Raw genomic sequence first — 21014 nt, 5'->3', positions numbered from 1 at the left:
TGACTGAGTGGTGCAATAGAAGGTGGATGCTGCGACAACGCGGCATCCACCTTCTGTGCCCACAAGGCCCGCCGAAAGAGGATGCAATGATGCACACCCTGCCCCTGCCTGAGTTCACCCACGAACGTGTGGAGGTGATCACCGGTCGGCGCAGCGGCCTCTTCATTGCTGTCGCCCTGCATTCGTCTGTGCTCGGCTCTGCGCTCGGCGGTGCGCGGCTGTGGACCTACCCGCACTGGAGCGATGCGTTGGGTGATGCTCTGCGCCTTTCCGCGGCGATGACGCTGAAGAATGCGACGGCCGGTCTGGATGCCGGTGGTGGCAAGGCCGTCATCGGACTCGAACTCGGCACCGTTCTGGATGTTGAGCGGCGTCGCGATGCGTTCCTCGATCTTGGCGACGCGGTTGAATCGTTCGGCGGTCTTTATCGGACGGCTGAAGACGTCGGTTCGACGACCGAAGACATGGCGGTGGTCAGCGAGCGCACCGCGCACGTGGTCGGTCTTCCGGACGCCGTCGGGGGGTCGGGTGAGCCGGCTGGGCCTACGAGCCTTGGTGTCTACGAGTCGCTGCGCGCCGTGTTGGAGCGTGTCACTGGAACTGCCGATGTCGCGGGCCGCCGGATCACGATCTCCGGCCTCGGTCAGGTCGGAGGGCGCCTCGCCGTTCGGCTCTCCGCCGAAGGTGCAGTCTTGACGGTCACGGATGTGAACCCCGCGCGTATGCATCTCGCCGCAGAGCTGGGGGCGCGATGGGTGGACCCGGGTACGGAGCACCTCGTGCCGGCTGACGTGTTCGTGCCTGCCGGAATCGGCGGGCTGCTGACGGATGGCGTCATCGATGCGCTCGACACTTCAGCGGTCTGCGGGCCCGCAAACAATCCGCTCGCTTCTCACAGCGGTGCGGATCGGCTGGCATCGCGCGGCATTCTGTATGCCCCGGACTTCGTCGTCAACGCCGGCGGGGTCATCTATCTCGATCATGTGGCGAAGCAACTCGGCACCCGCGCGGAGATCATGGATCGTGTGGCGCAGATCGGCGATACGGTGCGGACGATTCTCGCGGATGCTGCTGAGCGTGACATCACACCGCTCGCCGCGGCAGAGGAACTCGCCGCTACGCGCTTGCGCGCCGGGGCTGCGGCGCCAGTGCCAGGCTAGACGCCGTATTCCTCGCGGAACCGGTCGCGCAGCTGGTGGCTGCACGCCGTGACCGCGTCGTTCCAGGTGGTGTTCGCATCGTCCTGCGCCCGGTCGGAGACCGCCTTCCAGATGCGGATCGGCACGCCGAACTGGGCCGCGACCCAGGCATATGCGTAGGACTCCATATCGACGAGCTTGCCGCCGAGGCCGAGGATCAACGCCGCGGTCTCGGCGTCGTCGATGAAGCTGTCGCCGGTAGCGATGACGGCGTCGCCTTCGCTGAGGGTGATCTGTTGGGGCATCGACACATGCTGGCCCCGAACGCCCTCTTCGTCGACGACGTCGTGCTGGAAGGTCGCGTTGATGTCGTACACACCTGCGTTTAACTCAGGATCGAGGGCGCCCGCAGTGCCGACCACGAGGATTTCCTCGTATGCGCTGGCATCGAGCACGCGAGTCAGGCCGTAGGTGGCTTTGAGCTTTCCGGGCCCCGTCACCAGGCGGTCGAACCCGTCCAGAGGGTCGGAGAAGGCGACGAGTTCGGATTCGAGAGCGGCGACGAGAAGTTTCACGGTTCCATTCTTTCAGAACCGCGTTACGTCACTTGTCGGACGGTGCGCCGATATGGCGAATGCTGTGAAAAGCTGGAGGGGTGACGATAGTGCCTCCTGCATCTGGTGAACCGCGACGCCCCGAGGGCCCGCGCGATCCCGGCGATGCCTGGGTTGTCGCCGATACGGGGGAGCGGTACTGGGGTCGCTTTGGTGCGGCGGGTCTGCTGGCGGTGGATGCCGATCGTGGCATATTGCTGCAGCACCGCGTGAGCTGGAGTCATTTCGGAGGAACTTGGGGCCTGCCGGGTGGTGCCTTGCACCAGGGTGAGTCGGCGATCGATGGAGCGCTGCGTGAGGCTACCGAGGAGGCCGGCGTTCCCGAAGGCGCCGTGCTGCCGCGGTTCACAAGCGTGCTGGATCTGAAGATCTGGTCGTATACGACAGTCGTCGCTGACGTGGTCACACCGTTCGAACCGGTGATCAGCGACCCGGAGAGCGTGGCGCTGGAGTGGGTTCCGGTAGACGAGGTCGCTGACCGGCCGCTGCATCCGGGGTTCGCTGATGCGTGGCCGCGCTTGCGCGACCAGCTGGGCTGATCAGTCTTCGTCGCGTCCGCGCAGCTTGTCGATGTCTCGGCGTTCGCGTTTGGTCGGTCTGCCCGCGCCGCGATCACGGAGGCCGAGAGCAGCCTGCGGTTCGCGTGGGGGAGTGCGTTCGTCGTAGGCGAGTGCCGCGACCGGTGCGCCGACGCGTTTCACGAGGGTCTTGCGCACGAAGAGGATGCGGTCGAAGCCGCTGATGCGTACGCGCAGCTCATCGCCCGGCTTCACGGTCTGCGCGGCCTTGACCTTGTCGCCGTTGACGCGCACATGCCCAGCGCGACATGCGGTGGTGGCGGCGGAGCGGGTCTTGTAGACGCGGATGGCCCAGAGCCAGCTATCCACCCGCACCGGAGCATCCGTCATGTCGTTCTCCTTGCTCGTATCGTCACCAGTGCTCCGGCGACGATGAGTCCTTGACCGAGCGTATAGGTGAGCATCACGAGAGGGCTGGTCCACTCAGGCATGGCGTCAGGGATAAAGAGGCGAAATGCAAGAATCGTGTCGCTGGTGAGAAAGAAGATTCCGCCCCAGATCACGAGCGGGTGGCAGCGGGTGGAAAATGCCGCGGTGCCGCCGAGTACGACTCCATAGGCGGCGACAGCGATCAGCAGCGGGCCGGTGTGTGGTCCAAGGACGGCGATCATGGCGATCCACCAGGCGGCGTAGACGAGCGCCCACCATGGCATCCGTCGTACGCGTATCACCCTGGCGAACAGCACGATGTATGCGATGTGCGCGAGGCCGAAGAACAGCAGCATGAGGGGCAATTCGGGGCCACCGGGGAAGAATGTTCCGGCGCCATCGCCGATCCATGAGAGAGCCACTGCCACGAGAAGGAGAGCGATCGCACTTGACGGGCGAAGTCGCAGTGAGACCAGCACTGGGAGCGTGAGTAGCGGCATCAACCAAAGTTTGGTCGGGGCGGCGAGGTCGCTTTGCAGAGCGAGCGCCGTGACATGCACGATCGACATGACGATGTATGGAGCGAACGACCACGGCAGGGATGTTCGACGGAAGGTGCGGCGCTGCATCCCTCCATCGTAGATCGGCGTCGTCAGGTTTTGAGACTGAGGGTCACCAGTGGGCGACCCGGTTTCGTGCTGGGAACCTCGGTGAATCCGGCCGTGAGGAACGTTGACAGTGCGCCGTGGTACAAATCGTTGACGCGGACCTCGGTGGTGGTGGTGTCGATCGGATAGCCCTCGACGACGCGAGCACCGGACGCACGGGCGAACTCAACGCCCGCCTTCAGCAGCGTGGCGTTCAGACCCTGGCCACGATGCTCTTTTCGGACGACGAAGCAGGTGACGGCCCAAACCGTGTCGTCATCGAGTGGTTCGCGCGTTGTGGTGACGATGTTGCGGGTGCGGGCGAGGCGCCGCTGGGCGGGGCGTGGCCCGATGCGAATCCACCCGGACGCCTCGCCGTCGACGTATGCGACAAGCCCGGGAGGAGGGCCTGTGGCGATCTCGTGCTGGAACAGCGCCGTGCGTTGATCGAGCGTTGTGTCTTGCCAGTCTTTGTTCGTGAGCACCGGCCAGACGCACTGGCAACTGCGACCGTCGCCACCTCCGGTCAGTGCGTGCTGGATATCTTCCCAAATCTCGGGACTGGCGAGCGCGGTTGTGATCTGTGGCATGCAGGGCAGGCTACGCCGGGAGTGGGACACGGGCAATAGGCCGGTTCGCGAAGGCGTCGCCGTGCGGCTAAGATAGTGGAGTTGCCTCCGCGTGAGCGAAAGACAACGGGCTGTGGCGCAGCTTGGTAGCGCACCTGACTGGGGGTCAGGGGGTCGCAGGTTCAAATCCTGTCAGCCCGACCGATGGGCTGTTGGCAAAACTGTTTGCACAACGGTCAAATGAAAAAGGGCCGGATTCTGTATCTCACAGAATCCGGCCCTTTTTCGTTGTGTTCAGCAGTCGGTGTCGATCATCGGTGGGTCCCGGGGTGCCGCGCAGCTGTTGAACGTCTGGGTGGTGCGTTTTCGGGCGCGTTGAACCGACGGGGTGGTGCGGGGCGTTCTCGAAGAAGAACGGGCGTGCCGGGCTGGTATTCGGCTGGAGCGGGGCGGTGCCGCCTACGTGCGTTGAGGTGGGCTGAGCGTCGCCGGGGTGGCATCGGCACGAGAGCGCGGAACGACGAGGTCGCCGTCGCCGGTCGTGCTGGTGTACGGGTTCGCCCAGACGCGGTCGCGTCGGCGGCGAGTTTGCGGCCCCGAGTCCGCGGTGGTGTTGCGGTCTCTATGGCGGTCGCTGAGGAACGCGGCGATTTTCCGGATGTTGTGGTTGGTGATCAGCATGGTGATCATGATCTGGGCTGCGCTGAAACCGCGTACCCTGCGTCGTGCGGCGGTCGCGATGTCTTCGTCGCCGGCGCCTTTGAGCTGCTGGTTCTCTGATTCGATGGTGTTGCGGGCGTGGTCGTGGAACTCTTCCCACTCTTCGGACTGGTAGTCGAAGGCTTGCGCGGGGCTCTTCATCTCGGTGAGGTCGAATGATGCGGAGTGTTTGCGACAGATCGTGTCGAGGAACTCTTCATCGGTCGTTTCGGGTTCCACGTGCGGTCGAGACTTCGGCGTGGCGTTCTTCATGAGCTCCCGCAGCGGGCATGTCACCGTCGGGCTGAGGCCGAGGGCGGGGCATCGAAGGATGGTCTTCCCGCGCGCGTTGGCCTTTTGCTTGACGTGCAGGCGGAAGGCTTGGCGTTCCTTAATACGTGCACGGTAGGTCTGCACGTCGATGATGCTATCCCGAATTTCCTCGCTGGCGGTGAGCAACGGCATTGGGGTAGAAGGGCAGAAGACGTCTCCTTCCACGTAGAGCGCGCCGTGAGCGCCGCCTTTGATTCCGAGCCTGTCCTTCCGGTAGTCGGTGGAAGGCGTGAACCCCGCGTCGAGCGTGGGAATGAGCAGGCGAGACGGGAGTGCGTTCGCGAAGTACTGTTTGTCGGCGTCCGCTACGCCCGGCTCGAGCCCGAAGCTGAGCGTGGAGCGTAGAAGGTGTACGGCCTCTTCGGACACTTCGACGTTGGGCAGGCTGAGGCTGGCGGCGACGATGAGTGCGGGAAACCGGCGCGACGACGGTGCTTCGGCATCCACGCGCACGGCAAGGTTCTCCACCCAACCCCACGAGTAGTCCGTGTGGACCTTCTTCCCCGATGCGGGGGTGATTTCACCCTTCTCACCTCGCGCGTAATCACCACGTTCGCCGGTCTTCGCGTGCCAGCCGGCGAACGCGTCTACCGGCCCCGGCGACAGCTCGCCGAGATGCTTCGCTTTCTTTTCTGCAGCAATTCTCTCCGGAAGGTTCTTTTTCGAGTACCCCTTGGGGTTTGGGGTTCCGATGTAGGTCTGATCGAACGAGACATCCATTTGCTTGCTCGCTCGCCGCACGTCCCTTGTCTGCAGGAAGAAGGTCATGCGGACGAAGGCTTGCGTGAAGTCGCGCAGCCGGGCAGCGTGTTTCTGTTCACGGACGGTGTCGTGGTCGTTGAGTACCTGTTGAATTTGCTCGTACGACTTGGCGGTGTATCGCTCGTGCGGAAAGGGATCGAGCAGTGAGTTCATACGCTGGAACGCGCGAACGGTGTTGTCGTACCAGCGTCGGTTTGAGGCGATGTGGGTGGCGAAGCTGGTGTGAGAGGTCGGCAGATCGAGCAGTTCGCGTGCGGCGGGACTGAGCCGGTGCTGAAGTAGCAGTGCTGCGCGGCGTAGGTGCATGGGTGCGCTTTCGTGCGCGAGTAGGAGCAGGGCGGTGAGGATGGCGTGGTAAGAAATGATTGCGGGGCGCCCGCCCATGCCTTCACCGGCGCCGTCTTCGCGCTGCCACCGTTCGAGAAGGGCGAGGACCCCGGATTTCTCTACTCGTGACGCGGCTAGCGTGACGTTCGCATCGTCGACAATGGCCAGATTTCGACCACGTGCGACGACTTCGGTCGCGGTTAGTTCTCCGAGATCGATCTCCCGCGGAGGGTGGAAGGCGGGGAGGGTCATGCGATTTCCTCCCCGATGAGCAGGCCAGTGAACGCGTTGAGGTCTGGGGCCGGGAGGATTTCGACATAGCGGTTCAGCGCGACGTAGGAGCGGAAGCCGCCGACCTCCTTGAGAACATGGAGCGGGACGCCGTGGCTGAGGTGGTGCATGATCCATGTCGAACGCAGGCGTGTCGCAGTGGGGCGAACGGGTGCAGGGTGATCGGAGAGGAAAGTCTGGATCAGTCTCGGCGGGTACTCAGGGAATCGGTATCCGCGGAAGAGAGGCTCATCCGGGTTGCTCCGGCCGGTGAGCCCATGGAGGAGGACCTGTGCCCACGCGTGGCGGACAGGGACACGGCGGGCGCGAGTGCTTTGAACGGTCACGAACACGCGGCCGCTATCCAGCTCCACGTCGCCAACGCGCGCGTCAATGATTTCCTCGGGGCGCAGTCCGGCGCCGCCGGCGAGCCCGAGGAGAACGGATGCATTCTGTCGCTTGTGACTGGTGGGAAGCGATCGCGCCCAACTGTGCATGGTCGCGATTTCGCGCGCGTTGAAGGGCGAGGGGTCAGCGAAATCTGGAGCGGTGAGAGCCTTCAGGGTGCTCGTCGTGAGTGCGCGGCCGACGGCGACAAGCTGACGAGATGTGCCCCAGCGATGGGTTTCGGAACGATCGCGCATTTCCGATTTGACGTAGCGGTCGATGCGTCGCTGGGTGTAGACGTCACCGACGCTGAGAGACCGGATCCCGGTTATCCATGCCCAAATGTGGAAACGCGCGGTCATGGTCATCAGCCGTCGGGTCTGGTCGTAAGTCACCGGACGCATCGCCATGGCGCTGGCCAGAGTGAACTCGCGCACCGCGTGCCATGCCACGGCGGAGCCATGAGGGCGATAAGTGAGCATGATGTGCCAGACGTGATCGGGGATTTCGGGATACAGCGAAAGAAGATGAGCGAACTGGCCGGCGTCACGGTGAACGTCGTTCCGAGTGGTGTGGGTGGTCATGCTCGCCATGTACGAGGCGAGTCGACGACATGCGTTGTGTCGGCGTGTCGCGGACGAACCCGTGGGGCTGGCCCGGATGTCCGGCGGCTACCGCTTGGTGAGGAATGGCGTGAGTCGGTCCAGTGCTGCCAGGTTCTTCAAGCCGGAAACTTGGAGCAGATCCTGCGGGGGCGTGCCTGCGGCGAGGTGTGCCACGAGCCATGTGGTGCGCATACGGACGGGGCGAACGTCGAGGTCGGTGCGATGGTGCCGGTGGAGGAAGTCTGTGATCTGGGCCGATCTCACTCCCTGTCGTCCTCGTCGGAATACCCACAGTTCGGGGCCATTGCGCGCTCGCACATCCAACAGGGCCGCTGTCCAACGTGGAATGACCGGGACCAACCTGGGACGCGATTGCCGCACGAAAACGGATAGCGCACCGTCTTGCCAGATGAGATCGCGGGTTTGTGCGCTGAGGAGCTCTATCGCGGTGAGCCCGGCGCCGAGACCGAGAGCGAGAAGTGTTCGTGCGTCGAGGCGACGCTCGGCGTTGCCCTGAGAGCTCGCCCAGCTGGTGAGTGTCGCGACCTCCTTCACTGAATATGGCGCGGTGGGTGCTGACCGGGGAATCATGAAAGGGACGTCCCAAGGAGGGGTCACTGCGTCCGCGATTGTCATCAGGGATGCCCGGTAGGTGGCTCTGCTACCCCGGCTGTATTCGTCCATCCCGCGATGGACGAATTCTTCGATGAGTCGACGCCGAAACATGCCCGTGCCTGTGAGATCCACGCCGCGGGACTGCCAGGCCCAGAGAACGAAGGCGGTTGCTGGCGGATACAGCGAGCCCGTGTCACGACCCGAGCGTTGTGAGGCTGCTCCTACTGCTTGCGTGACTACCGGCTCGAGGAGACTCCAGTAGGGCAAAGCTTTTACAGGCGTGAAGGAGTGTGCCATGTCCGGCCCCGCAGGGTCACGATTCGTCCGCGCAGTCATGTGCACGAGTGGGGAAGGACGGAACCGACAACTGCGGACCGGACGGTCACGCCGGCGTAGCCGTCGATGATGGCGGGCGGATACGCCAGTTCGGTCAACGCCGCCGATGCGACCTTATCGGCAAGCCCGGCGACCGGGAACGCCAGGTCGGACGCAGCGCGGTCGCTCGTGCTCACGGAATGGATCGCGGCGCTCACGAGTGCGTTGACATCGGTGACGTCGACGGTGACGAGCGTGGTGATGGTGAATCTCATGATGCCTCCAGCTATCAGGTCGACACCGTATTGAATGACTCGGTTACGGCGCTGGAGAAGATGCGATCCGCGCGATGACACAGATCTATGACGAGACCGCGCATGTCGTCTCTATGGGACGTCTTGTTGGAGTGGAGTTCGGGTTCGACCGCCCGCGTAGCGGTGGGCCGCGCCGCGATATCGCGTGGCAGGTGCGGTACGACCAGCTCGCGGCGATTGCGCATCGGCTGGGACGTCTGCCGCGCACGGCCACGGAATGTGACGTTGCTGTTCTGGCGTGGGTGACTCGTCAGCGAGGGGCTCTCCATTTGAGCCAGGAACGACGCCGGCAACTTGAGGAACTGCCGGGGTGGGACTGGGACCCGCGGGGGACGCAGTGGGAACAACGGGCAGAGGAACTCCGCACGTTCATCCGCACTCATGGCCGCATGCCGAGGGTGCGCACCGGCGATGCTGAAGAAGGTGCGCTCGCGCACTGGTACTCACGTCAGTGCGTTGCCGTCAACGCAGACCGGCTGTCGCCCGAGCGGCAGGAGATGCTGGAGTACGTGGTGAGAGTGCTGACCGCCTGACGTTCGCAGTTTCTCCGGCGCGGGTAAGCAGGCCCGCCATACGTTCAAGCTCCAACGAAGGAGAAGTACGTGCAGGGATACGCATGGGTCACCAGCGGTGGCGTCTACTTGGTGCTGGACGGGCGGTGGCGCAAGACCACGACCTTCCGGTCAGGGAGTCTGGTCGCGCCAGGGCGGGGCGAATGGCAACGACTCAACGCGGTGTCGAACGCGCGAGCCGAACAGCCACGGTTCACTCCCGTACGAATCGACGATGTCCGCCCAGGTGACATCGCCCGCCTTGACGGCGCAGATCATTCGGCGCGCACGACGGAGGTGAATACCGTGCTCCAAATTGCGACCCTGGACGTCAGCCTGCCGGCCACCTCCGAGAGCGACCTGCTTGTGTTCACGGCGGATGCTGCGTGGATCACGTACGCCGATCGGATCGAGCAGCTCGCTCCGTTCGCGACTCGGGAAGCGCACGGCACGGTGCGATTCCCTGAATCGGCGGTATCGCTACGGGTACTCCGCGAAGTGCGGGGCGGAATGCTCCGACGCGTGGGCGATGAGCCCTTGACCGGAGGAAAGCTATGACAGAGAAGCCCAGCGGGCCGAAGGTTAGCCTGTCCGCCGAGGAACGGGCATTTCTGCGCGCGGCCGGGATTAGCGAAAGCCTGTTCTCTCCGGAGGCGCAACGCCGCAATCACGAGTACTTTTTCGAATCAGCGGTCAGGATCGAGGCGGAACTCCGAACGTGGCTGACGACGGACGTCCTCGCTGCACGCATCGGTATGACTCGAGCGCAGGTTCAAGAACACCAGCGGCTTGGTGAGCTAGCCTGCGCGTCGATATCAACTGGTGAACTCGTGTTCCCCGAGTGGCAGATGGATGATGCCGGAGGCATCCTGCCCGGTATCGGTGACGTCCTGCGTGTGTTCCCTCGCGACTTCCACCCGCTCGATATCGCACGTTTCATGACTGATGTCGAGGTTTTCGATGGCACGTCTCCGCGCGGATGGCTACTGACAGGTAGAAGCGCAGAAGCTGTCTGCCAACGAATCTTGGACCTCAGCTGGGACTGATCTACCTCACAGAAGGGTTTAACTCGGGCACCCCAGACCGGGGCGAGCGGCGGTATGTCTCGCTCGACCGCGCCGCTCACTGGTTGTCTGGGAGTGACACATCGAGCCGAGATGCGTCCCCGTGCCTTCGATGGAGCCCGTGCAGATCGGCGCCACACACGAACCGAACGATACCAACCTGCAGGATATGAGCGGATCGAGCCAAGACGGGTGGCAGGCGACGTTCATTCTTGGCGGTGAGCCAACGATGGGTACCGGCTGATGGATTGGAACGGAGCGGTCGTCGACGAGGGCTACGTGGAAGTCGACTGGACCCGAATCGACGGCTCTGAGCAGTGCGGAGGAAGCCAGCAAGCCATGGACGAATTGCCCGTATAAACCGCGCGAAGTGATGCCACACGGTGGACGGATATTCGACGCTCGCCCGCCCTTGCTCAACGCACCGCGAACGATGGCCCATCATATGTAGATGACTGACGACAGCGATGTGGAGCTTCGAGCGCTTCGCGCACGTGCATACGGACGCGGAGCGGATATCCATACGGACGCCGCTGCCGTTCGACGGTTGCAGGATCTTGAGCGGCGTACGACACCAGTCGATCAGACTGCTGACGAGACCCCGGCACACCCGGTGCAAGAAGTGTTGTTGGAGGCGCCTGCGACGGACGATGCTCGTTCGGTTGCATCATCAACGGGGTATTCACGACGCCGGTTATCGGTGCCGGCCATTTGGGCCGCATCTGTACTTCTCGCGATCGTCGGCACCGCTGTGGTGTCGAACGCAGTGATTTCGCGCGCGCAGGCGGAGACAGGTTGGCCAACAACGAGGGTCGAGCAAGTATCGGTATTGCAGGAGGACCCCTCGTGGATCGAGTCGCCGTCCTTCCCCGCTAATGGAGGGTTTGCTGACGCGCGAGGTTTCGAAAACTTTTATGGACTGGACATCTCGGTTGCCACAAGGAAGTTTTCGACAGAGGCAGCCCAGGAGTGCATGGCTGTGTCATCCAACATCCCGAACACGACAGACCGCACTTTGGTGATGAATTTCCTTGATGGATGCGGTGGGAATTCTTTTCCGGCTTCCCTCGTGCTGAAAGTGAGTTCTGATTCACCTGAGGAACTGCAAGAGGCCTTTACCGGCGGAACTGCTCTGCGGTTCGTGCTTGATGAAGATGGTGATGCCGTCGTCGTGTACAGCTCCCCAGAGGAGTGAGCCGGTTGATCGGTTCCTCGAAACCACTGCTCTTGTATACGGCCATCCGCCCAAAGTTGGTTTCCACCCGCTCGTGTAGCAGGGCCAGTTTCGCTGAAACGACTGTCCCGGAAACTTCTCTGCCTCATAACCCACAGGTTGTGAGACGCCTAGGATTCGAGACCTGAACCGCAAGTGATTAGTATACGAGTGGCCCACAGGTGGAAGCGTCGACCTGTGAAGGGCTCTGAAGAGGCGGACCATCAGAGTTCACGAGGTTCACGCTGCGATGGGAATCGATGCTGCGCAGGCTGCTCGCAACATGAGCATCATGTGTCAACCCCGGGAGTCAAGCAGCACAGGAACCCGCTCTCCGGGGACCAACTGTGAAACACCCATGCCGTGAGCCACCCCAGCCATAAATGGGAACACAAGCATCACGTCCTCGGACGAGATGGGCGATTCATCGTTCTTATCGCCGTCGCTGAACTCAAAGGCAAGACCGGATGGGTGCGTGACTGTGTATATGGTTTCACCTGCCGGTGCTCCCGTCACCAGCGTCATCCCCACCTCTCCGTCCAGTGATGTGATGTCGTTGAGATAGGCCACGACAGGGGTTCCCGCTGGAACGCGCTGTGCATATTCCTCAGGGCTGGCCGTGCCGGGAAGAGTAATAAATACGCTCGTCTCCGTCGCCGGTAAATCGCCGGCGACGACCTCTACCTGGTCGATCTGTAGAAGCACCGGAAAGTAAGCACCCGCACCCAGCGGGTCATTCGTGGCCAGCTCACCCTGTGTATATCCGGCAACCTCGCCGATAACACCAGCTTGGGAGAATTCCATGAGCTCGGACACCTCGGCCACAGGCTCCACATCGAACCCCAGTGAGCCCCAGCTGCCGACCAACTCCCCGGCTGAGGGAGCCCCGGATGTCTGAACGGACCGTGACGCGACCGGAGACCCGGATCCCGAAGGGGTCAGGTTGACGGTTACGACGACGAGTGCCAGCACGGCGGCCGCGACGACTGCTGTACCCGTGAGGGCGAATGCGACGCGTCGTCTGCGATTTCCGTGTGCCGGCGTATGCGAGATCGATCGAAGGACCTTCGAGCGGGAGCGCGAAATTCGTTCGGGTGCGTGCGGATCGGGATCATTATCAATCTCACGCACCAGCTGTGACAGTTCCATCGTCTACCTCCCGTTCAATTGAAATCTCGTCCACGACCACTGAGCTTGCCCCGCTGAGCTTGCGTCTGATCCGATGCAGCCTGGACCAGACGGTCCCCACCGGAATTGACAGCGCCTGCGCGACTTGTTCAGGAGTGAGTGACTGCCACGCGAAGAGGAGCAGCGTCTCACGATCCTTCGGCGAGAGCGCAGCGATCTGCGGCGCTAACACCTTGACAGCTGAAGCCGCATCCATCCGCGCGCCGGCTTCTTCAACACCACCACCCGTCGTGTGCTGACTGCGTGCTGCTGCGGCGACCACCGCACGCCAGTGTTTTGCTTCTGTCGCGCGATGCTTCGCCGCGATCCGCGACGCGATGCCGAGAAGCCAGGGAAGCGCCGACTCCCACGTGTGATCAAAGGACGAGCGCCGACGAAAAGCCACGAGGAAGGTGTCACTCAGCGCATCTTCCGCCGCGTCCGCGCCAAGCCGTCGCCGAAGGAAGGACTCGACTACGGGAGCATGCCGATCGAACAGCTCAGCGAACACCCCGGGGGTCTGCTCCGCGCGTCGGAGAATCTCACTATCGGTGCTCACAATAGGTATTCCTCATTCACCCGATTCTGCTTCACGTAAGCGTCACATCTTTTTCCGAGGCCGCGCGATCCGTTTGCACCGACGATTGGCTGGCGCACGCGCGCCGCTCGATCTGTCTCCCGACCTCGGTGTCGCACAACCCATGGGTTTCGAGACACTGTCATGACCACAACCTCGATCAGGTGGTGACTGCGGATGCAGCAGACCCTGAACCAAACACGCGATGCTCGTAGAGCCCGCATGGAGATTCTCGCGCCTCCCGGGTGGGCTTGCCAGCGACATTCGACCCATATACTTCCGTCATGGTTTCGACTGACTACACCCCACTGCGGCTATCAGTCCGTTGGGGAGAGCAGGATTCGATGCAGCCGGCATCCAACAGGAAAGCGCCGATCGCGTGGATCATCCCGCTCGGGGTCACCGCCGTCGTGATGACCGCGTACATCCTCTACGCGGCCTGGCAGTGGAACCAGCTCGTCGTGAAGTCCTGGGACTTGAGCATCTTCACCCAGCTCCTGCAGAGCTACGCAGGGTTCCAACCGCCGATCGTGAACGTCAAGGGCGACGGGTACAACCTTCTCGGCGACCATTTCCATCCATTGCTGGTCCTGCTCGCGCCTGTGTTCGCGATCTTCCCGCACGCGTTCACGCTTCTGGTGATTCAAGCCGTCTGCTTCGGCGTCTCCGCAGGCATGATCACGACCGTCGCGTCTCGCCGGCTTGGCACACGAGTCGGCGGTGCCCTGCTCGGCGCGGCGTTCGGGCTGAGCTGGGGGCTGCAATACGCCGCCGAGGCACAGTTCCACGAGGTCGCCCTCGCGGTACCTCTGCTTACCGGCACGCTCTGCGCGGTTTTGGAACGCCGCTGGCCGGCGGCGATGATCTGGGCGGCGCCGCTGGTTTTCGTCAAAGAAGACCTCGGCCTGACCGTCATGGCGATCGGGCTGCTCATCGCCTACCTCTCCCGCTCCCCGAGACCCCTTTGGCTGGCTATATGGGGGCTGGGGTGGTTTGCCATCGCCACGCTCCTAGTCCTGCCGGCGCTCAACCCGGAAGGCACCTGGGCCTACGCCGCGAACGCCAATCCCGGCGGGCTGCTCGCTGACCCCGGCAGCTTATTAGACCCGGAGAAAGGCCACACCCTCGCGCTCATCCTGGTCACCACCGCGGGTCTCGTCCTCCGGTCACCGCTCGCGCTGGTCCTCGTCCCGACGCTCGCATGGCGGTTCCTGTCCACCAACGAAGGCTACTGGGGTCCGACCTGGCACTACAGTGCCGTGCTCATGCCCATTGCATTTGCCATCCTCCTCGACGCCATCAATCGCGCATCCACCAGCCGATGGGCATGGCTGCGCTCCTACGCGATGCACGGCGCGGCCATCGCGATCACCGTCGCCACAATGCTGCTTCCACACCTGCCCCTCGCTGTTCTCGCTGATCCCGGCGCATGGGCGCGACCTGACCGCGCGGAGGCTGCCGCGACGATCCTCGAGGGCATTCCTGATGGGGCGAGCGTGGAGACTGATATCGGGCTCATGAGCTACCTCGTCGACGACCATGATGTCTACTGGATCGGCAACACGAACCCCGTACCGGACTGCATTCTGATCAACCGCGCGGGAGGCGGCACCCCAGACGAATGGGGCGACGTGCTGGGCGTCGCCGACATACTCCATGAAAACGTCGACTACACGATCATTCAAGTAGCGGGTGACTACGAACTCGCCTGCATGAGCGTGTCACGCTGATCCCGGCGACAGCACCTTTCACATCCCGACCACCCCCACCGAGGGAACGGACCGTATCGCTGTAACGTTCGAGCCTTCACCCAATGATCCCTGCACCGCCGATATGGCACCCACAACGCACGAGTTTGAGCTGCCGGAGGAGATCACCGTCAACCCAGTCGTCATCGAAGTGAGCTACGAGGCCTGGCCCGAGATTGACACGCTCACACTCGAGTAGCTTCAGCTCGCCATGGCGCGCGGTTTCTCATACCCTCCCTGTCGCTTAACCCATAGGTTTCGAGACGGTATAACTAGCCGCCACATGTTTGGGAGGTGGGTGGATAGGATCTCCCCATGACCGCGCGTGCTGTGTCCGATACAAGACGCCAGCGCCGTCCTAGTCCCGCTCGCGCGACATTCGCCAGCGTGCTCGGAGAATTGCTGCTGACTGCGGGTGTGCTCGTTCTGCTGTTCGTGTCCTGGCAGATGTGGATCGGCGACATCATCATCAGCGCCCAGCACAATCGGGAAGGTGCAGAGATCTCCGAAGCTTGGGAGCAAGCGCCGGCCCCTGAACCGCCGCCTCTCATCGAGTCCGACGATAGCGAGACGCACTACGAGCCTCCGATCCTCCCTCACCCTGCCGACGCTGAAGAGTTCGCACGCATGCTCGTTCCGCGGTTCGGACCGGAGTACAACGTGGCGATCGCTGGCGGCACCACACGTTCGCGCACACTGGACCACATCGGCATCGGCGTGTACACCCAGTCAAAGATGCCGGGAGAGATCGGTAACTTCTCGCTGGCCGGGCACCGCACAACTTGGGGGATGCCGTTCCGGAATATCGACCGGCTGAAGTTGAATGACGCGATTGTTGTCGAGACTCAAGGTGGCTGGTACACGTACCGCTTCCGCAACCTGGAGTACGTCAAGCCATCCGAGGTCGACGTGCTCTTCGACGTACCCCAAATGCCCGAGATGCAGACCGACGATCGCTACATCACCCTCACCGCATGTTCTCCGTTGGGCTCGCTCGCCGAGCGCATCGTGGCGTATGGCGTCTTTGAAGCATTCCAACCAAGAGCTGAGGGTCCGCCCACGTCCCTAACCGATGGATCTTCCTAGCACGAATGGGCATCGGACGACGAGGCTTCGTCGCATACCTCAGGGTCTCGAAACTCATGCGTTTTGCGACAGGCAGGTTGCGAGTCGCTTGAGTTAGCACGGCTCCCAGCGCGTCGGAGCAGAAGCGCCGCGCGCATGTCTACACGTCCGCGAGGAGTGGTTCGAAGAATTGCGCTATAGCAGGATCGATGTGCGGCTCCCGAAGCATAGTCACCACAGGCTCGTACCATTGCGCAACACAGAATGAGTTCAATCTTCCGAGGGCCACCTGATCTTCCAACGACAAAGGTGCTTGGGCGATAATTCGCGCGACAGCATCGTGCGCTCCGGAGAAAGCAAGCACTGAACGCGCGTCATGCTCCGCGACCTCTGTGAACACAAGCCACGAGCGAAGCGGCTCACCCGGTCGGTTGTTCGAAGACTCGCTGTACATGGGCTCCTTCATCTGTCCACTTAATCGCAGGAATCTCACCGAGTAAACCTCGAGTCGGCCTTTTCGCATCCCATGGGATGCGAAACAGATCGGCGATGAAACACGTTCGTGCCAGGCCTTCGGTGAGAGCGCGGATCTTTCAGCGGCCCAAGCTCCTGGTCTGAATGCGTTCGCAGACCAGCGTTTGACAGCGATGTCAGCGGCCCCTCGTAGTGTGCTGCTATGAATCACCGTGATGACCACGAGCCGTCCTTCGTCGAGATCCAGGTAGCAATCCTTCAGAAGGAGGAAGATCTAAAGACATGGTGCCCATCGAGCGGAGATAATATCGGCCGGATGATCGAGATCCGCGGATCCGATGACTGGAATATCTCGTGCCCGACGTGCGGCAGGAGGTGGGCAGGTGGGAGCACCGTCCTCGATGATCATGACCGCCCATGGGGTCGAACTCACGACGCCGGCTGGAGTGAGCGCGCATGACGTCAGCTGATGACGAGATCCGCATTCACAAGGAAGGCTGGCGTCTGCTTGGTCGCGACGTCCGGGCAGAGCTGGTCGCCCGCGGCTGGGCGGTCGCGGACCTGAACGTCGCCAACGATGCACCACTGGAGTTCTACTGGCCGCCGACCGCGCCGCTCGGGTACGGCGGACTGCCGGAGCGGGGCAACCCCGATATACAAAAGCCCCCGGAAACGCACGGCGCTCGGCACACGCCCTGGACCAGGCCGACGCGGATCACCCGCGTTGGACCGTCCTGGCGCATCGACTTCGGCGAGGCGATAGCGCAAGCACCCGATGCCCCGGTTGGACACACTGACGACAAGTCGCTCATCGACGACCTTCCGCGCGCCGAGTGGTGGCCTATGTCCGTCGACGAGGCCCGCAGGATTGAGCACGAACGCGTGCTCCACAGGACCTATGCCGATGCCTATGATCAGCACAGCCTCGGTTATTTCATCAGGACTGATCCATACGAGGGCTGGCTGCAGGAAGTGTCTGACCGGATCCGGTCGAAGACGCCGATCATGATGGGAGACCCGGAGGCGTGGAAATGGGCCGGCGACCTTCGGGCTCGGGCGCGCATAATCGACGGAGAGATGTGGGCCTCCGCCGTCCGCACTGCCCGAGCGGGCGGCGAGCACTGGGACACCAGCGGCCCGAAGAACGCCCCAGACGAGCAATAATGTCTCCGCCAAAGTGCGTCGCTACCGCTCGGGGACGGCGCCCTCGTAGTCCTGCCACGTTCCGGCGAGACCTTCCATAGCCCACTGCTGATGTTCTTTAGGCGCGTCATGGCCCGCAAAATCCATCACGATGTAGTGGACGACGAAGCCATCATCCACGGTCGCGGCGTATTCGGCGGCGCGTTCACGACTGCCGAACCTGTAGTAAGACGCTTCGGTGGTCGTATAGGCCTCGACGCAGTCCAAGGTCGTTCCGCATCGTTCCGCAGTAACGTCTCGAGGATTAGTACTGACATCCGGTTCGTACTCAGCTTCCACCACCATCTCGAGCGTCAGCAACCTGTAGTTTTCGATGAGCGCGCAACCGGCCACGGCTGCCCCAACGAGGATGAGCGCCGGTACCGCGAGAACCGGTCTATACGACATGGCCCCTAGCTTGACAGGCTGCTGCCTGTCGCATTTCCTATGAGTTTCGAGACACCGAGGTTATGAGAGACCGCCGAATGCCTTTCGTGCTGCGGCGGACTCGACGTTGCCCATTCAAGACAGGAAGAGGGCGACGCTGATCGCAGCGGACGCCGACGGATGAGACTCGCCAGCAAATTGCGAGATCTCACCAGCCGCACGGCCGCGACCGCACCAGCCGCAGACGCAGGTATCGAGATCCGCGATGCGCTGAACCGTCTCGCCCCAGAGCACGCGGAACTGTTGCGACTGATTCACTGGGACGGGTTGACACTCGTCGAAGCGGCCCAGGTCTGTGGCATCCCGAGTTCAACCGCACGCAGTCGCTATCAAGCAGCCAACGCGACCTCCGAGCCAGTCTTGACTCGCGCCTCGCACCGCAGACCAAGAACTGAGCGCAAGACGACGCCACTCGGCCTGTTGATGAGGCTGCCGACCTGTCTCATAGCCTCGCTGTCGCAAGACCCATGGGTTACGCGACACCGAGGTTATGAGCGATCAGGCGCGCCTGTGGCGCCCATTCTTGGTGGTGCGTAGATGCTTGCGCGTCGGGTGCCTTGCCGAGGTGACGGGTTCGGTGGACGCTGGAGACTGTGGGTGGTGGTCGTGATGCCACGGCCGTTGTGTCTTTGGTGTCGTAGAGCCCGTTTATGAGCCTGGTCAGCGGGATAGTCGCAGGGATTCGTGGAGTGTTGCCTTCAGAGCACGTGCGTCAGATTCCACTTTTTTGCCCAATCTCGCCTGTCACGGCCACCGCCCTTCCTCAATGGTGATGGAAGGAGAACGATCATGGAAGCCATTCACGAACGCTGCGCGGGGATGGATATCTCCAAACGTGATGCGAAGGTCTGTGTCCGGGCACCCGGTGCCCGCCGTGGCACGTATGCGAAACATATCTCGGTGCACGGGGCGATGGGTCACGACATCGTCGCGTTGCGAGATCATCTGCTCGTCGAACAGGTCACCCTGGTGGTGATGGAAGCGACCGGCGACTACTGGAAGCCCTACTACTACGGCCTCGAGGGGCATCTGAATCTGATGCTCGTCAACGCCCGGCATGCGAAGAACCTCCCGGGCCGGAAGACGGATGTCTCGGACGCGCAATGGCTGGCCGAGCTCGGCGCGCACGGTCTGGTGCGGGGATCGTTCGTCCCGCCGTGGCCGATCCGTCGGTTGCGGGATCTGACCCGCCAACGCACCGGGCTGAGCCGACAGCGGACCCGCGAGATCCAGTAGTTGGAGAAGCTCATCGAATCCACCGGCATCAAGTACACCTCGGTGGCTTCGGCCACGCTCGGTGCGTCGGGGCGGGCGTTTCTGGAAGCACTCATCGCAGGAGAGACCAATGTCACCGCTCTGGCAGATCTCGCCCAAGGCCGATTGTGCGCGAAGACCGAGCAACTCCGCCTGGCGTTCCAAGGGACGTTCACCCCGCATCATGGTGGTTTAACGCGCCTGCATCTGGATCGTATCGACCTGCTTGATGCGCACGTCCACGCGCTCGACACAATGATCGATGAACTCATCGAGGAAAACGATCTGACGCGCGCACGAGAGCTGATCGCGACGATTCCCGGGATCAGCATCACGGGAGCCGCGAACATCCTCGCCGAGATCGGCGCAGACATGACCATGTTCGAAACCCCTGCGCATCTCGCATCCTGGGCAGGGGTATGTCCGGGCCAGAACGAGTCCGCTGGCATATCGAAGCAATCTCACACCCGCGCTGGGAACGCGCACCTCAAGGGCGCGCTCGGAATCGCCGCGATGGCAGCGTCACGCACGAACGGATCGTTCTTCCAACACCGCTACAAGCGGTTGGCCGCGCGCCGCGGACCATTTCGCGCGCTCGTCGCGATCGAACATTCACTCCTCGTTGCGATCTGGCACATCCTCAGCCACGCCCAGCCCTACCGGGCACACCTCGCAGCCTGAGCACCACGACCAACGACCCGGCACCAGCAACGTGACCGGGACCCTCACCGCGCCCACTCACCGATGCATCTACGCGTCAGACACCGAGGTTACGAGACACTCTCCGCGAGGCTTCGGTGCCCTTCGCTCTAGGAATACGCACGCAGCGACTCGTGAAACTGCACAGGACCAATCCGCCTGATCTACGGCGTGGGCGGTGCATACGTTACAAAGGGCAAAGCATCCTCGAAGATCATGAGCGTGTAGGTTCCGCGATCTTCCGGGGATAGCTTGGGATTGTTTGAGGTGGCCCCGATACTGCCCACAGTTGCAGCCTCGAGACAGGCTCCAGCATTGGCACCGGGGACCCCGAAGTCGACGTACATGCAGGTACTCTTGCCCTCATCCTGCGTTCCGATCCAGACGGGCCTGTCGTTAATGACAGTCGAAAGGAACAGCGACCCCGAATCGAAATCGACGTCCGAGGGGGGCTCGATCGCCAATTCGCTGGTGAACTGACTGCCGTAAGTGGCCAGTATCTCGTCCGGGCTTAGATATGGCGAAGACGGGTTCAGCGCCCCCACGAACCCACCGACCAGCCCGCCCAGCACTAGACATGCGGCGGCGGCAGACAGCAGCCCGCGCCACCCGAACACCCTGGACGTGGACGCCGAGTCCACTGGGTGAGGGTGTGCCTCCGCCTCGGGCATCTCGTCGATTTCGTCCTCGGAACTCTGCGGATCGTCCGTCGCGCGAGGCGTTTGCAGCTCTTTCAAGCGGGCTTGCTCGTCGAGCGAAAGGCCGCGCGCTTCAGGAGAGTATGCGAGGGCCAATAGCGCGTTGAGTTCTTCGTCACTAGAGCTGGCGGGCATGTATTACACGCTACGTCAGTCGATTGGCGGCGAGCGAACCAGGCGGCAGTCTCGAAATGCTGCAGCCTGTCGCATATTCCATGGGTGGCGAGTTCAAGCGGTGAGCGCAACGCCCTGAGTTCTGCGGGGTGTTCTCGATGGTTCGACCATTGTCGCCGTTGGGTGTTCGTTTAGCGTTCTGGGATGGACTGGACGCG

Annotated in this window: 23 protein-coding genes, 1 tRNA gene and 1 pseudogene; 13 read left to right on the top strand and 12 right to left on the bottom strand. The window is 62.7% G+C overall.

The genetic code is table 11. From position 1 onward, the window contains the following. The first annotated feature begins 86 nt into the window (after window positions 1-86). The gene (locus tag AC1C2O_RS19230) at window positions 87-1160 is read left to right on the top strand and encodes a Glu/Leu/Phe/Val dehydrogenase family protein (protein WP_495432207.1); all 1074 of its coding nucleotides are present in this window, start codon (window positions 87-89) and stop codon (window positions 1158-1160) included. Here the strand turns inward: AC1C2O_RS19230 and AC1C2O_RS19225 are convergent. After that, complete coding sequence (locus AC1C2O_RS19225; RefSeq protein WP_495432206.1) at window positions 1157-1714, bottom strand: nucleosidase; 558 nt, start codon at window positions 1712-1714, stop codon at window positions 1157-1159. The two genes, AC1C2O_RS19230 and AC1C2O_RS19225, sit on opposite strands and share 4 nt — an antisense overlap. An 80-nt stretch (window positions 1715-1794) precedes the next feature. Between AC1C2O_RS19225 and AC1C2O_RS19220 the strand changes: the two are divergent. Beyond that, window positions 1795-2286, top strand: a pseudogene (locus AC1C2O_RS19220) (NUDIX domain-containing protein); the annotation flags it as partial. A 6-nt stretch (window positions 2287-2292) separates the two neighbouring features. Here the strand turns inward: AC1C2O_RS19220 and AC1C2O_RS19215 are convergent. From AC1C2O_RS19215 to AC1C2O_RS19205, 3 genes are read right to left on the bottom strand one after another with little or no spacing between them, the layout of a single operon-like run. Further along, complete coding sequence (locus AC1C2O_RS19215) at window positions 2293-2661, bottom strand: RNA-binding S4 domain-containing protein (RefSeq protein ID WP_439285441.1); 369 nt, start codon at window positions 2659-2661, stop codon at window positions 2293-2295. After that, on the bottom strand, window positions 2658-3329 hold the full coding sequence (locus AC1C2O_RS19210; protein WP_495432205.1) for a lysoplasmalogenase family protein: 672 nt from the start codon (window positions 3327-3329) through the stop codon (window positions 2658-2660). Before AC1C2O_RS19210 ends, AC1C2O_RS19215 begins: the two co-directional genes overlap by 4 nt. A 23-nt stretch (window positions 3330-3352) precedes the next feature. Next, complete coding sequence (locus AC1C2O_RS19205) at window positions 3353-3937, bottom strand: GNAT family N-acetyltransferase (RefSeq protein ID WP_495432204.1); 585 nt, start codon at window positions 3935-3937, stop codon at window positions 3353-3355. A gap of 106 nt (window positions 3938-4043) precedes the next feature. Here AC1C2O_RS19205 and AC1C2O_RS19200 point away from each other — a divergent pair. Further along, window positions 4044-4117: transfer RNA gene (locus AC1C2O_RS19200), tRNA-Pro, on the top strand. Between the two features lie 258 nt (window positions 4118-4375). On the opposite strand, the gene AC1C2O_RS19195 is transcribed toward AC1C2O_RS19200, so the two are convergent. The 4 genes from AC1C2O_RS19195 to AC1C2O_RS19180 all read right to left on the bottom strand — a co-directional run bounded on the left by AC1C2O_RS19195 (window position 4376) and on the right by AC1C2O_RS19180 (window position 8504). Further along, a complete protein-coding gene (locus AC1C2O_RS19195; RefSeq protein WP_495432203.1) occupies window positions 4376-6289 on the bottom strand; it encodes a hypothetical protein in 1914 nt (637 codons plus the stop codon). Further along, entirely contained in the window at window positions 6286-7278 is a 993-nt protein-coding gene (locus AC1C2O_RS19190) for a tyrosine-type recombinase/integrase (RefSeq protein WP_495432202.1), read from the bottom strand. Before AC1C2O_RS19190 ends, AC1C2O_RS19195 begins: the two co-directional genes overlap by 4 nt. An 87-nt stretch (window positions 7279-7365) precedes the next feature. Then, the gene (locus AC1C2O_RS19185; protein ID WP_495432201.1) at window positions 7366-7890 is read right to left on the bottom strand and encodes a hypothetical protein; all 525 of its coding nucleotides are present in this window, start codon (window positions 7888-7890) and stop codon (window positions 7366-7368) included. A 356-nt stretch (window positions 7891-8246) separates the two neighbouring features. Beyond that, complete coding sequence (locus tag AC1C2O_RS19180; RefSeq protein WP_495432200.1) at window positions 8247-8504, bottom strand: hypothetical protein; 258 nt, start codon at window positions 8502-8504, stop codon at window positions 8247-8249. Between the two features lie 74 nt (window positions 8505-8578). Between AC1C2O_RS19180 and AC1C2O_RS19175 the strand changes: the two genes are divergently transcribed. The 4 genes from AC1C2O_RS19175 (at window position 8579) to AC1C2O_RS19160 (ending at window position 11353) form a co-directional block, all read left to right on the top strand. Further along, window positions 8579-9076 (top strand): helicase associated domain-containing protein, encoded by a 498-nt coding sequence (locus AC1C2O_RS19175; RefSeq protein WP_495432199.1) that lies wholly within the window; start codon window positions 8579-8581, stop codon window positions 9074-9076. A 69-nt stretch (window positions 9077-9145) separates the two neighbouring features. After that, window positions 9146-9652: a hypothetical protein gene (locus AC1C2O_RS19170; RefSeq protein ID WP_495432198.1), complete on the top strand. Its 507-nt coding sequence runs from the start codon at window positions 9146-9148 to the stop codon at window positions 9650-9652. Then, window positions 9649-10140, top strand: coding sequence for a hypothetical protein (locus tag AC1C2O_RS19165; RefSeq protein WP_495432197.1), 492 nt, complete (start codon window positions 9649-9651; stop codon window positions 10138-10140). Before AC1C2O_RS19170 ends, AC1C2O_RS19165 begins: the two co-directional genes overlap by 4 nt. Window positions 10141-10705: 565 nt before the next feature. Continuing rightward, window positions 10706-11353, top strand: a complete 648-nt coding sequence (locus AC1C2O_RS19160) for a hypothetical protein (protein ID WP_495432196.1) — start codon at window positions 10706-10708, stop codon at window positions 11351-11353. Between the two features lie 315 nt (window positions 11354-11668). Here AC1C2O_RS19160 and AC1C2O_RS19155 read toward each other — a convergent pair whose 3' ends face one another. Next, window positions 11669-12175, bottom strand: a complete 507-nt coding sequence (locus AC1C2O_RS19155; protein ID WP_495432195.1) for a hypothetical protein — start codon at window positions 12173-12175, stop codon at window positions 11669-11671. Between the two features lie 319 nt (window positions 12176-12494). Then, window positions 12495-13097, bottom strand: coding sequence for an RNA polymerase sigma factor (locus AC1C2O_RS19150; protein WP_495432194.1), 603 nt, complete (start codon window positions 13095-13097; stop codon window positions 12495-12497). 302 nt (window positions 13098-13399) lie between these two features. On the opposite strand from AC1C2O_RS19150, the gene AC1C2O_RS19145 reads away from it, so the two are divergent. The 3 genes from AC1C2O_RS19145 to AC1C2O_RS19135 all read left to right on the top strand — a co-directional run bounded on the left by AC1C2O_RS19145 (window position 13400) and on the right by AC1C2O_RS19135 (window position 17566). Further along, window positions 13400-14845, top strand: coding sequence for a DUF2079 domain-containing protein (locus tag AC1C2O_RS19145; RefSeq protein ID WP_495432193.1), 1446 nt, complete (start codon window positions 13400-13402; stop codon window positions 14843-14845). 333 nt (window positions 14846-15178) lie between these two features. Further along, the gene (locus AC1C2O_RS19140) at window positions 15179-15949 is read left to right on the top strand and encodes a class E sortase (RefSeq protein WP_495432192.1); all 771 of its coding nucleotides are present in this window, start codon (window positions 15179-15181) and stop codon (window positions 15947-15949) included. A 909-nt stretch (window positions 15950-16858) separates the two neighbouring features. Then, window positions 16859-17566 (top strand): hypothetical protein, encoded by a 708-nt coding sequence (locus AC1C2O_RS19135; RefSeq protein ID WP_495432191.1) that lies wholly within the window; start codon window positions 16859-16861, stop codon window positions 17564-17566. A 21-nt stretch (window positions 17567-17587) separates the two neighbouring features. Here the strand turns inward: AC1C2O_RS19135 and AC1C2O_RS19130 are convergent, their stop codons facing one another. Beyond that, window positions 17588-17992, bottom strand: a complete 405-nt coding sequence (locus AC1C2O_RS19130) for a hypothetical protein (RefSeq protein ID WP_495432190.1) — start codon at window positions 17990-17992, stop codon at window positions 17588-17590. A 159-nt stretch (window positions 17993-18151) separates the two neighbouring features. Between AC1C2O_RS19130 and AC1C2O_RS19125 the strand changes: the two genes are divergently transcribed. The 3 genes from AC1C2O_RS19125 (at window position 18152) to AC1C2O_RS19115 (ending at window position 19966) form a co-directional block, all read left to right on the top strand. Further along, on the top strand, window positions 18152-18568 hold the full coding sequence (locus tag AC1C2O_RS19125) for an RNA polymerase sigma factor (protein ID WP_495432189.1): 417 nt from the start codon (window positions 18152-18154) through the stop codon (window positions 18566-18568). 252 nt (window positions 18569-18820) lie between these two features. Beyond that, the gene (locus AC1C2O_RS19120) at window positions 18821-19267 is read left to right on the top strand and encodes an IS110 family transposase (RefSeq protein WP_495432188.1); all 447 of its coding nucleotides are present in this window, start codon (window positions 18821-18823) and stop codon (window positions 19265-19267) included. Then, complete coding sequence (locus tag AC1C2O_RS19115; RefSeq protein ID WP_495432187.1) at window positions 19268-19966, top strand: transposase; 699 nt, start codon at window positions 19268-19270, stop codon at window positions 19964-19966. 182 nt (window positions 19967-20148) lie between these two features. On the opposite strand, the gene AC1C2O_RS19110 is transcribed toward AC1C2O_RS19115, so the two are convergent. Continuing rightward, window positions 20149-20817, bottom strand: a complete 669-nt coding sequence (locus AC1C2O_RS19110; protein WP_495432186.1) for a hypothetical protein — start codon at window positions 20815-20817, stop codon at window positions 20149-20151. Between the last annotated feature and the right edge of the window lie 197 nt (window positions 20818-21014).

This window comes from Microbacterium sp. Y355, from assembly GCF_059445345.1.
Note: the sequence above shows the minus strand (reverse complement) of the source record. Positions and strands in the feature narration are given on the sequence as shown.